The sequence below is a fragment of the Streptomyces sp. NPDC047079 genome, from assembly GCF_040643755.1.
Lineage (GTDB): Bacteria > Actinomycetota > Actinomycetes > Streptomycetales > Streptomycetaceae > Streptomyces.
In genome coordinates this window covers 54,120-67,292 of record NZ_JBEYUZ010000009.1, presented here as the reverse complement: position 1 = coordinate 67,292, position 13,173 = coordinate 54,120, and the positions used below count along the sequence as shown (strand labels likewise).

The 13,173-nt window shown below is 71.9% G+C and carries 12 protein-coding genes; 2 read left to right on the top strand and 10 right to left on the bottom strand.

All coding sequences use genetic code 11. The features are described 5' to 3' along the window. Positions 1–11: 11 nt before the first annotated feature. The 8 genes from ABZ823_RS14740 to ABZ823_RS14705 form a co-directional block, all read right to left on the bottom strand. On the bottom strand, positions 12–254 hold the full coding sequence (locus ABZ823_RS14740) for a hypothetical protein (protein WP_234514867.1): 243 nt from the start codon (positions 252–254) through the stop codon (positions 12–14). Next, a complete protein-coding gene (gatA, locus tag ABZ823_RS14735) occupies positions 251–1,753 on the bottom strand; it encodes an Asp-tRNA(Asn)/Glu-tRNA(Gln) amidotransferase subunit GatA (protein WP_361658903.1) in 1,503 nt (500 codons plus the stop codon). The genes ABZ823_RS14740 and gatA overlap by 4 nt, the downstream gene beginning before the upstream one ends. Before the next feature lie 6 nt (positions 1,754–1,759). After that, complete coding sequence (gene gatC, locus ABZ823_RS14730; RefSeq protein WP_006130840.1) at positions 1,760–2,056, bottom strand: Asp-tRNA(Asn)/Glu-tRNA(Gln) amidotransferase subunit GatC; 297 nt, start codon at positions 2,054–2,056, stop codon at positions 1,760–1,762. A 181-nt stretch (positions 2,057–2,237) separates the two neighbouring features. Further along, a complete protein-coding gene (locus tag ABZ823_RS14725) occupies positions 2,238–4,565 on the bottom strand; it encodes a bifunctional diguanylate cyclase/phosphodiesterase (RefSeq protein WP_361658900.1) in 2,328 nt (775 codons plus the stop codon). A gap of 226 nt (positions 4,566–4,791) precedes the next feature. Continuing rightward, complete coding sequence (ligA, locus tag ABZ823_RS14720; RefSeq protein WP_361658897.1) at positions 4,792–6,987, bottom strand: NAD-dependent DNA ligase LigA; 2,196 nt, start codon at positions 6,985–6,987, stop codon at positions 4,792–4,794. A 15-nt stretch (positions 6,988–7,002) separates the two neighbouring features. Continuing rightward, positions 7,003–8,010 (bottom strand): methionine synthase, encoded by a 1,008-nt coding sequence (locus ABZ823_RS14715; protein WP_361658895.1) that lies wholly within the window; start codon positions 8,008–8,010, stop codon positions 7,003–7,005. 117 nt (positions 8,011–8,127) lie between these two features. Further along, entirely contained in the window at positions 8,128–8,826 is a 699-nt protein-coding gene (locus ABZ823_RS14710) for an SDR family oxidoreductase (protein WP_361658892.1), read from the bottom strand. 15 nt (positions 8,827–8,841) lie between these two features. Next, positions 8,842–9,381: a TIGR00730 family Rossman fold protein gene (locus ABZ823_RS14705; protein ID WP_361658890.1), complete on the bottom strand. Its 540-nt coding sequence runs from the start codon at positions 9,379–9,381 to the stop codon at positions 8,842–8,844. Between the two features lie 50 nt (positions 9,382–9,431). Between ABZ823_RS14705 and ABZ823_RS14700 the strand changes: the two genes are divergently transcribed. Together ABZ823_RS14700 and ABZ823_RS14695 are read left to right on the top strand one after the other, a co-directional pair. Continuing rightward, entirely contained in the window at positions 9,432–9,755 is a 324-nt protein-coding gene (locus ABZ823_RS14700; RefSeq protein WP_361658887.1) for a DUF427 domain-containing protein, read from the top strand. Between the two features lie 36 nt (positions 9,756–9,791). Continuing rightward, positions 9,792–10,571, top strand: a complete 780-nt coding sequence (locus ABZ823_RS14695; RefSeq protein WP_361658884.1) for an alpha/beta fold hydrolase — start codon at positions 9,792–9,794, stop codon at positions 10,569–10,571. A gap of 165 nt (positions 10,572–10,736) precedes the next feature. On the opposite strand, the gene mnmA is transcribed toward ABZ823_RS14695, so the two are convergent. Both mnmA and ABZ823_RS14685 read right to left on the bottom strand, forming a co-directional pair. After that, the gene (gene mnmA / locus ABZ823_RS14690; protein WP_361658881.1) at positions 10,737–11,861 is read right to left on the bottom strand and encodes a tRNA 2-thiouridine(34) synthase MnmA; all 1,125 of its coding nucleotides are present in this window, start codon (positions 11,859–11,861) and stop codon (positions 10,737–10,739) included. 96 nt (positions 11,862–11,957) lie between these two features. Continuing rightward, positions 11,958–13,121, bottom strand: a complete 1,164-nt coding sequence (locus tag ABZ823_RS14685; RefSeq protein WP_361658878.1) for a cysteine desulfurase family protein — start codon at positions 13,119–13,121, stop codon at positions 11,958–11,960. Between the last annotated feature and the right edge of the window lie 52 nt (positions 13,122–13,173).

Sequence of the window (13,173 nt, the reverse complement as noted above, 5' to 3'; positions counted from 1 at the left end):
AAACTTCCCTCTCAGCCCAGCAGGACGTCGTCGTCGCCCAGCCGCTTCAGCTCGCGGTAGAGGATCGCGAGGCCGGTGACGATGGCGGCGGCGGACACGGCCGCGTCGATCAGGCGCAGTGTGTCGTTCTCGACGCGGGCCTTCTTGGCCTGCTTCGCGACACTGATCGCGCCGAACGCGGTGGTGGCCATGGACAGGTACATACCGGACTTGGACTTCTTGAAGCCCTTGGCCTTGGACAGTGCCTTACTCACAGCGACGGAGCCTCCTCGAGAAGCGGGTGCCCCCACTTTTCCACGAAGGCGGCCTCGACGGCGGCGCCGACCTTGTACAGCCGGTCGTCCTTCAGCGCCGGGGCGATGATCTGGAGGCCGACCGGGAGGTTGTCCTCCGGGGCGAGACCGCAGGGCAGCGACATGGCGGCGTTGCCGGCCAGGTTGACCGGGATGGTGCACAGGTCCGCCAGGTACATCGCCATCGGGTCGTCGGCACGCTCGCCGATCGGGAAGGCGGTGGTGGGGGTCGTCGGCGACACCATCACATCGACCTGCTCGAACGACTTCTCGAAGTCGCGGGTGATGAGCGTACGGACCTTCTGCGCGGAGCCGTAGTACGCGTCGTAGTAGCCGGAGCTGAGGGCGTAGGTGCCCAGCATGATCCGGCGCTTCACCTCGGGGCCGAAGCCCGCCTCACGGGTGAGGGAGGTGACCTCCTCGGCCGAGTGCGTGCCGTCGTCGCCGACACGCAGGCCGTAGCGCAGGCCGTCGAAGCGGGCGAGGTTGCTGGAGCACTCGCTCGGGGCGATCAGGTAGTACGCGGCCAGCGCCAGGTCGAAGGACGGGCAGTCCAGCTCCACGATCTCGGCGCCCAGCTCCTTCAGGAGGTCGACGGCCTCGTCGAAGCGCTGCACCACACCGGCCTGGTAGCCCTCGCCGCGGAACTGCTTGACCACGCCGATGCGCATGCCCGCCACGCTGCCGTTGCGCGCGGCCTCCACGACCGGCGGTACCGGGGCGTCGATGGAGGTGGAGTCGAGCGGGTCGTGGCCGCCGATGACCTCGTGCAGGAGAGCGGCGTCCAGGACCGTACGGGCGCAGGGACCGCCCTGGTCGAGGGAGCTGGAGAAGGCGACCATGCCGTAACGGGAGACACCGCCGTAGGTCGGCTTGACGCCGACCGTGCCGGTGACGGCCGCCGGCTGGCGGATGGAGCCGCCGGTGTCCGTGCCGATGGCCAGCGGGGCCTGGAAGGAGGCGAGCGCGGCGCTGGACCCGCCGCCGGAGCCGCCGGGGATACGGGTGAGGTCCCAGGGGTTGCCGGTCGGCCCGTAAGCGCTGTTCTCGGTGCTGGACCCCATGGCGAACTCGTCCATGTTGGTCTTGCCGAGGATGATGACGTCGGCGTCCTTCAGCTTCCTGGTGAGCGTCGCGTCGTACGGCGGGATCCAGCCCTCGAGGATCTTGGAGCCTACGGTGGTGGGCACGCCCTTGGTGGTGAAGATGTCCTTCAGCGCGAGCGGCACGCCGGCCAGCGGGCCGAGCTTCTCACCGCGCTCGCGCTTCTCGTCCACGGCGCGGGCCTGCGCCAGCGCACCCTCGCGGTCGACGTGCAGGAAGGCGTGCACCTTCTCGTCGACGGCCTCGATACGGGCCAGGTGGGCCTCGGTGACCTCGACGGCGGTCAGCTCGCCGGAGGCGATCTTCTCGGCGGTCTCCGCGGCGGTGAGCCGGATGATGCTGTTCTTGTCCGTCATGGCGGGCTACTCCTCCCCCAGGATCTGCGGCACCTTGAAACGCTGCTGCTCCTGGGCAGGGGCGCCGGACAGCGCCTGCTCGGGGGTGAGCGAGGGACGGACCTCGTCCGCGCGCATGACGTTCGTCAGGGGCAGCGGGTGGGAGGTCGGCGGTACGTCTTGGTCGGCGACCTCGCTGACGCGGGCGACCGCGCCGATGATGTCGTCGAGCTGGCCGGCGAAGTGGTCAAGCTCTTCGGGCTTCAGCTCCAGACGCGCCAGCCGGGCGAGGTGGGCGACCTCCTCGCGCGTGATGCCAGGCATGCAGCGATCCTCTGGGGTGAGTGTGTGTGGTTTGGGCCCAATCCTATGGCGCGAGCCCGGGTGCCCGCGCATGGGTTTGGCCGCACCCGACCACGGCGGGGCCGCACAGACGCACGAGGGGTGAGCCCGCCCGCCTCCCACGCGGCCCACCGACCGCGCGGCTGGGGGGGGGCGCGGGGTGCTACTCGTCCGTGGCCGCCGCGGGAAGTGCGGCCCTCGGGCGTTGCCAGCCTCGGGCGCCTCGTGCCCGTAGCCACGCCGTCGTCTCGTCCGGCGGCATCGCGGCCGCGACCAGCCAGCCCTGGACCGCGTCGCACCGCAGGTCCCGCAGCCGCTCCCAGGTCTCGTCGTCCTCGACCCCCTCCGCGACGACGAGCAGGCCCAGCGAATGCGCCAGGTCCACCGTGCAGCGCACGATCTCCGCGTCCTCCGCGTCCACCGCGAGCCGCGCCACGAACGAACGGTCGATCTTCAGCTCGCTCACCGGCAGCCGCCGCAGATGGACCAGCGACGAATACCCCGTCCCGAAGTCGTCCAGCGACATCTTCACGCCGTGCCCGGCCAGCGCGGCCAGCGTGTCCGCGGCCCGCTGCGGGTCCTCCAGGAGCACATGCTCCGTGATCTCCAGTTGCAGCGCCCCCGGTGGGACCCCGTGCCGCGCCAGCCGCGCGGCCACCGCGCCCGCGAAACCGGGCGTGTGTACGTCCCGGGGCGATACATTTACGGCCACCGGGACCCGCAGCCCCTGTGCCCGCCAGCGCGCCACCTGTCCGAGCGCCGTCTCGAGCACGTACTCCGTCAGGTGCGGCATCAGCCCCGACGACTCCGCGATCGCGATGAACTCGTCCGGCGGCACCTTCCCGCGCTCGGGGTGCACCCACCGCACGAGCGCCTCCAGCCCGGCGACCTGCCCGTCGAAGCGCACCTTGGGCTGGTAGTGCAGCTCCACCTCGTGGGCGTCCAGCGCGCGTCGCAGATCCCCCAGCAGCCCGAGCCGGTCCGGGGTGTTGGAGTCCCGCTTGGACTCGTACACCTCGACCCCCGTACGGTCCCGCTTCGCCTGGTACATCGCGACATCCGCCCGCTGCAACAGCCCCTCCGCGTCCAGCGCGTGCTCGGGGAAGACGGCGACCCCGGCGCTGGCCTCCAGAACCAGCGTGAGTCCGTCGAGGTCGAGCGGGGAGCCGAGCGCGGCGACCAGGTTGCGGGCCGCCCGTGACGCGGACGTCGTGGAGTCCGCGACGGGCAGTAACACGGCGAACTCGTCCCCTCCGAGGCGCGCCGCCTCCGCCCCGCGCGGCAGCGCGAGGCGCAGCCGCTCGGCTATCTGCAGGAGCAGCCGGTCGCCGGCGAGATGACCGAGCGTGTCGTTCACCGACCGGAAGCGGTCGAGGTCGATCAGCATCAGGGCGGCCCGCGCGCCGATCCGCTCGGCGTCGTCGAGCGCCGCCCAGGTGCGCTCCAGCAGCCACTGCCGGTTGGGCAGTCCGGTCAGCGGGTCGCGCAGCTGTTCCTCGGCCCGGGCCCGGGCTATCCACAGGGTGGAGTCCAGCGCGATGAGCGGGATGGCGAACAGGGGCAGCAGGACGGGAAGCGCGACGGCGACGACGCAGATCAGCGGGGCGATACCGAGCAGGGCGACGGCGAGGATTCCCTGCCTGACCAGGGCGGAGCGGGCGACCGTGGGCAGTCCTCCGGCCCGTGGCACCTGGAGGTACCACAGCAGCAGCCGGGTCACCACGAGGTACGCGGCGGCGACGAGGACGACCTGGGGCGCGGTGTAGAGGGTCCAGCTCTGCGGAATCCAGGGGTCCTCGATGGTCGGGACGCGTCCGAAGACGGCGAGGACGAGCGCTCCGGCGCCGATGCCGAGGAGGTCGACCGCGCCCTGCAGGGCGCCCTGGCGCCGGCGGCCGGGCCGGGCCGCGCCGACCAGCGCTACGACGGTGAGGCTGACCATTCCGGCGGGCACCCAGCCGTACAGCAGCAGGACGGCGAGCGTGAGGGCGGCGCCGGAACCCGTGCCGCCCCACCAGCGCACGCGGCCGAGCGCGACCAGATGACCGACGATGATGCCGGTGAGCACGGCCAGGGACCAGCCGACGGTGCCGGACGGGAAGAGCGCGTGGTGCGCGTCGAACGCACGGTAGAGGCCGGCGCCGAGGACACCGACGGCCGCGGCGACGACCGCCCTGGGCAGCACGGGCCGGGACCCCTCCCCCTCGCCGTCCGGACCGGGCGGGCCGGGCGGCAGCCCGGCGGGCAGCGGACGGGGGCCGGGGGCGGCGGCCTGGGCGGGGATGACGGCCGGGAGGTTCCCCGGGGGGACTTGGGGGCGGTCCGCGGGGCCCGCCGCAGCCGTGATGCCCGGGAGCAGCGTGCCCGGCGCGATGCCCGGGCCGTGCGTGCGGCGCGGTGTCCGCGCGGTGCGGCGGCACACCCTCCAGGCGCCGGACATCCGGCGTAGGCGCAGCCGTGAGTCCGAGGGGGCGCTCTCGGTCGGTTCCATTCCCGTCCCTCTCACAGCCGGCGGTGCCCACGCCACGCGGCCCGCTGCCCGACGAACCGTCAACGGCACCGCGTCTGAAAACCCACCACGCGTCCGGGCACGGCAGGCGCACACCTCAACAGTAGGCCGCAGAAGGCTTTCACGGGCAGCGGTCGTCGACGGTTGCCCGAATACAACCCGGCCACCCTATGCATCTGATATGCGCAGAACGGGTGGCCTTCAACCACTACTCCCCAATCGGAAGGGCCACTTCCGTCGCCGCGTCCGGTCCCTGCTCCAACAGGACGGTGAATCCGTCCTCGTCGAGCACGGGGACCTTCAACTGCATGGCCTTGTCGTGTTTCGATCCCGGGTTCTCACCGACGACGACGAAGGACGTCTTCTTCGAGACGGAACCGGTCACTTTCGCTCCGCGGCTCTGCAGGGCGTCCTTGGCTCCGTCGCGGGTGAAGTGTTCGAGCGTGCCGGTGACGACGACGGTGAGTCCCTCCAGCGGGCGCGGGCCCTCGTCCTTTGCCGATCCCTCGTCCTCCATACGGACGCCCGCGGCCCTCCACTTGCGGATGATCTCGCGGTGCCAGTCCTCGGCGAACCACTCCTTGACGGAGCGCGCGACGATCTCCCCCACACCGTCCGTGTTCTTCAGCTCCTCCTCGGTGGCCTGGTCGATGCGGTCGATGGAGCGGAAGGCACGGGCCAGGGCCTCGGCCGCGACCGGGCCCACATGACGGATCGACAGACCGGTCAGGACACGCGCGAGCGGGCGCTGCCTGGCGGCCGCGATGTTCTCCAGCATCGCGAGGGCGTTCTTCTTGGGTTCGCCCTGCTGGTTGGCGAAGACCGTGGCGATCTTCTCCTCGCCCGTTTTCGGGTCGCGCTTGGGCAGGCCACTGTCCTGGTCCAGGACGTACGCCTTGATGGGCAGCAGCTGTTCGACGGTGAGGTCGAAGAGGTCGCCCTCGTCCCTCAGTGGCGGCTCGGTGGGCTCCAGCGGCTTGGTGAGGGCGGCGGCTGCCACGTATCCGAAGTGCTCGATGTCCAGCGCCTTGCGGCCGGCCAGATAGAACAGACGCTCGCGCAGCTGGGCCGGGCAGGTCCGCGCGTTCGGGCAGCGGAGGTCGACGTCCCCCTCCTTCATGGGCCGCAGCGGCGTACCGCACTCGGGGCACTCGGACGGCATCACGAACTCGCGCTCGGTGCCGTCCCGCAGGTCGACGACCGGGCCGAGGATCTCCGGGATGACGTCACCGGCCTTGCGTAGCACGACCGTGTCGCCGATGAGCACGCCCTTGGCCTTGACGACGTCCTGGTTGTGCAGGGTGGCGAACTCGACCTCGGAGCCCGCGACCGTGACCGGCTCGACCTGCGCGTACGGTGTGACCCTGCCCGTACGGCCCACGCCCACGCGGATGTTGACGAGCTTGGTGTTGACCTCCTCGGGCGCGTACTTGTACGCGATCGCCCAGCGCGGGGCGCGCGAGGTGGATCCCAGGCGTCCCTGGAGGGGGATCTCGTCGAGCTTGACGACGACCCCGTCGATCTCGTGCTCCACGGAGTGGCGGTGCTCACCGAAGTAGGCGATGAACTCGCGTACGCCGTCGAGGTCGTCGACCACCTTGTTGTGCTTGGCGGTGGGCAGACCCCAGGAGTGCAGCAGGTCGTACGCCTGGGAGAGACGGGTGAGACCGTCCTCGAAGCCTGCCAGGGCGCCGATGCCGTGCACCACCATGTGCAGCGGGCGGGTGGCCGTGACGCGCGGGTCCTTCTGCCGCAGGGAACCCGCCGCCGCGTTGCGCGGGTTGGCGAAGGGCTTGTCGCCGCCCTCGACCAGACGGGCGTTGAGCTCCTCGAACTTCTCCATCGGGAAGTAGACCTCGCCCCGGATCTCCACGAGGTCGGGGACGCGGTCACCCTTGAGGCGGTCCGGAATCTCCGCGATCGTACGGACATTGGGGGTGATGTCCTCGCCGGTGCGGCCGTCTCCGCGGGTCGCCGCGCGTGTGAGGCGGCCGTGCTCGTAGGTGAGGTTGACCGCGAGGCCGTCGACCTTCAGCTCGCACAGGAAGTGGTAAGCGGAGGTGCCGACCTCCTTGGCGACCCGGTCGGCCCAGGCTGCGAGCTCCGCGTCGTCGAAGGCGTTGTCGAGGGAGAGCATCCGCTCGCGGTGCTCGACGGCCGTGAACTCCGTCTCGTACGCCCCCGCGACCTTCTGTGTGGGAGAGTCGGGGGTGCGCAGCTCGGGATACTGCTCCTCGAGCGTCTCCACGGCGCGCATGAGCCGGTCGAACTCCGCGTCGCTGATGACGGGAGCGTCCTTCACGTAGTACCGGAAGCGGTGCTCCTCGATCTGCTCAGCGAGCTGCGCGTGCTGCTCCCGCGCCTCGGCGGGCACCGTCGTCTCCGCTTGCTTGTCGCCGGCCACCGTGTTGTCCTCCCGTTACTCTGGGTTGTCCGCGAGGGATCTCGCCGCCCGGACGCAGTGGGCGAGCGCCCTGCGGGCGTACTCCGGGGAAGCGCCCGCGAGCCCGCACGTCGGGGTGACCGTGACCGCCTCCGCGAGAAGCCCCGGACGCAGGCCCAGCCTGCGCCACAGCGTCCTGACACCCATGACGCTACCGGCAGGGTCTGACAATGGGCCGTCCGTGCCCGGCACGATCCCGGCGAAGAGCCGGGTACCTCCTTCCACCGCCTCCCCGATCGCCTCGTCGTCACGCTCGGTGAGGAGCGAGAGGTCGAAGGAGACGGCGGCGGCACCCGCCCGGCGCAGCAGGGCGAAGGGCACGTCCGGTGCGCACGAGTGGACGACGACCGGGCCGTCCGCGTGCGCCGCGACGACGTCCCGCAGCGTGGACTCGACGATCTGCCGGTCGACGGCGCGGTGCGTCCGGTAGCCGCTGGCGGTCCTCACCTGCCCGCGCAGTACCGCGGTCAGGGACGGCTCGTCGAGCTGGAGGACCGGCAGGGCACCCGGTACGCGGCGCCGCACCTCCTCGAGATGGAGCCGCAGCCCCTCCGCGAGGGAGGCGGCGAGATCGCGGCAGGCGCCGGGGTCGGAGAGCGTGGCCTCGCCGTTCCTCAGCTCCAGGGCCGAGGCGAGCGTCCAGGGACCCACCGCCTGCACCTTCAGCGGCCCCTCGTACCCCTGGGTGAACTCCTCCAGGGCGTCCAGGTCCTCGCCCAGCCAGGAGCGGGCCCGCCGGGTGTCCCGCCCGGGCCGGTCCCCGAACCGCCAGCCGCTGGGTTCCACGCGCGCGTACAGGTCGACGAGCATCCCGGCGGTCCGCCCGATCATGTCCGCGCCGGGTCCCCGGGCGGGCAGCTCGGCAAGGAACGGGAAGTCCTCGAGGCTTCCGGTGACGGTCTTGGCGGCCTCCCGGGCGTCCTCGCCGGGCATGGACCCGATGCCGGTGGCGCCACCGAACCTGAACAGGCTGTTTTCACTCACCGGTGCAGCCTAGGCCCTCCGGGGGCGAGGGCGTCCCTGGCGCCGGTCCCTCCGTGGGGCGCCCGGTCGCGGGCCGCCACACCGGGGGCTCCGCCCCCAGACCCGGCGGTGCCAGGGCTACGCCCCCGGCCGCACCGTCAGGTCGTTGACCTCGGCGTCCCTCGGCAGGTCCAGGCACATCAGGATCGTCGTCGCGACCGACTCCGGGTCGATCCATCCGGACGGTGCGTACGGCTTGCCCTCCTGCTGGTGGACCTTGGCCTGCATGGGGGTCGCGGTGCGGCCGGGGTAGACCGAGGTGACCCGGACGCCGCCGGCGTGCTCCTCCTGGCGCAGGGAGTCCGCGAGGGCCTTCAGGCCGTGCTTGGAGGCCGCGTACGCCGACCACTGCGCGTGCGCGTTCAGGCCCGCGCCGGAGTTCACGAACAGGACGTGGCCCCGCGAGGCGCGCAGCTGGGGCAGAAAGTGGCGGGTCAGCTCGGCGGGGGCGATCAGGTTGACGTTCAGCTGGTGGCGCCAGGACTTGGGGGTCAGCTCGCTCACCGAGCCGAGATCGACCACACCCGCGATGTGCAGCAGGGAGTCCACCCGGTCCGGCAGGGTCTGGTGGGAGAACGCCCAGGACAGCTTGTCCGGGTCGGCCAGGTCGCCCACCAGGGTCGTCGCCCCGGGGAACTCGGCGGCGAGTTCCTTCGCCCTGCCCGCGTCGCGCGCGTGGAGCACGAGATCGTCCCCGCGCGCGTGCAGGCGACGGGCCACGGCCGCGCCGATGCCGGAACCCGCTCCGGTGATCACATGAGTAGCCATGTCCGCCATGCTCGCACCCGGGTGCTAGCGGATCCCGAGCGGCTCCTCCAGATACGCCAGCGCACCCACCGGTTCCTCCGCGAAGAACACCAGCTCCGTGAGCGGGCGCGGCAGGAAGCCCTCGTCATCCATGCGCCGGAACTGCTCCTTGAGGCCGTCGTAGAAACCCGCCGTGTTCAGGAGGACGACCGGCTTGTCGGTGTGCCCGTGCTTCTTCAGCTCCAGGATCTCGGTCGCCTCGTCGAGCGTCCCGGTCCCGCCGACCATGATCACGACCGCGTCGGCCTTCTCCAGGAGCAGCCTCTTGCGCTCGGCGAGGTCCTCGGCGACCACCATCTCGTCGGTGCCCGCCCGGGCCTTGGCCGCCAGGAACCGTACGGAGACGCCCACGAGCCTGCCGCCGGCCTCCTGCGCCCCGTCGGCGACCACCTTCATGAGACCGACGTCGGAGCCGCCCCATACGAGGGTGTGCCCGCCCTTGGCCAGCAGTTCCCCGAACTCACGCGCGGGACGTGTGTAGCGGTCGGCGAGATCGGCGGCGGAGAGGAAGACGCAGATATTCATCCTGCAACCGTACGCGGGAAGAACCGGGGCCCCGCGCACGCTGTTCAGGTATGGCCGAAGGACACACGATCACCATCGAGCAAGGCGACCGGCACGTGCGCGTGGTGCACGGCGGACAGGTCCTGGCGGAGAGCGACCGCGCCCTCGTATTGCGCGAGACCGGTTGTCCCGCTCGGTACTACATCCCCGCCGAGGACGTCCGCACGGACCTCCTGACCCCGTCCGAGACCCACACCCACTGCCCCTTCAAGGGGACGGCGTCGTACTGGTCGCTGCCGGACGCGGCGGACCTCGTGTGGGCGTACCCCGACCCGAAGCCGGATGTCGCCCGGATCAAGGACCACCTCTGCTTCTACGAAGTGGAGGTGTCGTGAGGGACTAATCCCGCGCCCTGGGGCAGTCTCACAGACATGGACAAGCAGACCATGTCGCGCGACGGCACCCGCATCGCGTACGAACGCACCGGACAGGGCCCGGCGGTCATCCTGGTGAGCGGCGCGATGTCCACGGGCGCCACGGTGGCGCCCCTGGCCGCGCGCCTCTTGGACCGCTTCGGTGTCATCGTGTACGACCGCAGGGGCCGCGGCGAGAGCGGCGACACCGGCCCGTACGCGGTGGCCCGCGAGGTCGAGGACCTCGCGGCGCTCATCGACGCGGCGGGCGGCGAGGCCTCGCTCTACGGCGTCTCGTCCGGCGGCGCGCTGGCGCTCGAGGCGGCGGCGAGCGGGCTGCCGGTGCGCCGGGTGGCCGTCTACGAGACGCCGTACGCCGACTACGGGGGCGGTGAGCCGGAACGCGCGGAGTACACCGAGAATCTCACCGAGGCGCTCGAGCAGGGCCGGCGCGGGGACGCGGTGGAGCTGTTCCTGCGGCTCACCGGCCTGTCTCCCGAGGTGATCACGAGCGCCCGCCAGTCCCCCATGTGGGCGGACATGGAGGCGATCGCGCCGACCCTCGCCTACGACAACGCGGTGATGGGCGACGGACTCGTGCCCCGGGAGCGGCTGGCCTCGATCACCGTCCCCCTGCTGTCCGCCGCGGGCGGCGCGAGTCCCGAGTGGCTGCGCAGGGCGGCCGAGGCGGTCGCCCAGGCGGCACCCCGGGGCACGTACCGCACGCTGAAGGACCAGAACCACATGGTGGAGCCCCAGGTGCTCGCTCCGGTGCTGGCGGAGTTCTTCGGGAGTTAGTGCCCCGGCAGGCGACGTTTGCCCGTCAAGGAGCGGCGTCCGGTGCGTGCTCTGGTAGGTGCGCCGATGGGGGCACCGACCGCGCGAGAGAAGTCGAGCGTGGGGGAGCGTGCCGGGCGTCGCGACGGGGCGAACGGTGCCTTTTGGGGCACTGGTGCCCGGGGGTCATGCCACCGCGGTCGTCGCGCGCGTCGTCGACGCGATCGTCGCGGAACCCACCACGCGCGTGCCGTCGTACAGGACGATCGCCTGGCCGGGGGCGACGCCGCGGACGGGCTCGTCGAAGGTGACCCGCAGCTCGCCGCCGACGAGTTCCGCGGTGACCTCGCTCTCGCCGCCGTGGGCGCGCAGCTGGGCCGTGTAGGCGCCGGGGCCGGCCGGGGCGGTGCCGCACCAGCGGGGCTTGACGGCGGTCAGGGCACTGACGTCCAGGCCGGACGCCGGGCCCACCGTCACGGTGTTGGTGACCGGCGAGATGTCGAGGACGTAGCGCGGCTTACCGTCGGGCGCCGGGGTGCCGATCCTGAGGCCCTTGCGCTGGCCGATCGTGAAGCCGTAGGCGCCCTCGTGCGTGCCCACCTTGCTGCCGGACTCGTCGACGATGTCGCCCTCGGTCTTGCCGAGCCGCTTGGCCAGGAAGCCCTGGGTGTCGCCGTCCGCGATGAAGCAGATGTCGTGCGAGTCGGGCTTCTTGGCGACCGCGAGGCCCCGGCGCTCGGCCTCTGCGCGGATCTCCTCCTTGGTGGTGACCGTGTCGCCGAGCGGGAACATCGCGTGGGCCAGCTGCCTCTCGTCGAGCACACCGAGGACGTACGACTGGTCCTTGGCCATGTCGGAGGCGCGGTGCAGCTCGCGGGTGCCGTCGTCGAGGGTGACGACCTTCGCGTAGTGGCCCGTGCAGACGGCGTCGAAGCCGAGCGCGAGGGCCTTGTCGAGCAGCGCCGAGAACTTGATCTTCTCGTTGCAGCGCAGGCACGGGTTGGGGGTCCGTCCGGCCTCGTACTCGGCGACGAAGTCCTCGACCACGTCCTCGCGGAACCGCTCGGCGAGGTCCCAGACGTAGAACGGGATGCCGATGACGTCCGCGGCGCGGCGGGCGTCGCGCGAGTCCTCGATGGTGCAGCAGCCGCGCGCGCCCGTGCGGAACGACTGCGGGTTCGCGGACAGCGCGAGGTGGACGCCGGTCACGTCGTGACCCGCTTCGGCGGCGCGGGCGGCGGCGACGGCGGAGTCGACTCCGCCGGACATGGCGGCGAGGACGCGGAGGGGGCGCTGCGGGGTGTCAGTCATAGCCCTTCAAGAGTACGGGGCATCCGGCGCCGCGAGCTCGCGAGTATCCGTTGAGGCGGGACGAGGCCGCTATCCGTTGAGACGGGAAGAGGCCGCTCAGGTCAGCCCGGCGCTGCGCGCACGCTCCACCGCGGGGCCGATCGCCTTCGCGACGGCCTCCACGTCCGCCTCCGTGGAGGTGTGGCCGAGGGAGAAGCGGAGGGTGCCGCGGGCGAGGTCCGGGTCGGCGCCGGTGGCGAGCAGCACATGGCTCGGCTGGGCCACCCCGGCGGTGCAGGCGGAGCCCGTGGAGCACTCGATGCCCTGCGCGTCCAGCAGCAGGAGCAGGGAGTCGCCTTCACAGCCGGGGAAGGTGAAGTGGGCGTTGGCGGGGAGCCGGTCCACCGGGTCCCCGCCGAGGATGGCGTCCGGGACCGCCGTACGGACGGCGCCGACCAGGGCGTCGCGCAGGGCGCCGATCTCCCGGGCGAACCACTCGCGCTGCTCGGAGGCGAGCCGTCCGGCAACCGCGAAGGAGGCGATGGCCGGTACGTCGAGGGTGCCGGAGCGCACATGGCGCTCCTGACCGCCGCCGTGCAGCACGGGTACCGGGCTGTACTCGCGGCCGAGGACCAGCGCGCCGATGCCGTACGGGCCGCCGATCTTGTGGCCTGAGACCGTCATGGCGGCGAGGCCGGAGGCCTCGAAGTCGACCGGAACCTGGCCGAAGGCCTGGACCGCGTCCGCGTGCAGCGGGATGTCGAACTCGCCCGCCGCGTCGGCGAGTTCACGGACCGGCATGACCGTGCCGATCTCGTTGTTGGCCCACATGACCGTGGCCAGGGCGACATCGCCGGGGTTACGGGCGATGGCTTCGCGCAGGTCCTCCGGGCGGACGCGGCCGCTGGAGTCGACGGGCAGGTACTCGACCGTGGCGCCCTCGTGTTCGCCGAGCCAGTGCACCGCGTCGAGGACCGCGTGGTGTTCGACGGGGCTGGCCAGGACCCGGGTGCGGGCCGGGTCGGCGTTGCGGCGGGCCCAGTACAGACCCTTGACGGCGAGGTTGTCGGCCTCGGTGCCACCGGAGGTGAAGACGACCTCGCTGGGGCGGGCGCCGAGGGCTTCGGCGAGGGTCTCGCGGGCCTCTTCGACGGTACGCCTCGCGCGGCGGCCGGATGCGTGCAGCGAGGAGGCGTTGCCGGTGACTGCCAACTGGGCGGCCAGTGCCTCTGCCGCCTCGGGGAGCATCGGGGTGGTCGCGGCGTGGTCGAGGTATGCCATGGTGGGCCAATTCTATGGCCGACCGTTTTCCCTGCGGATCGCGGCCCGATCG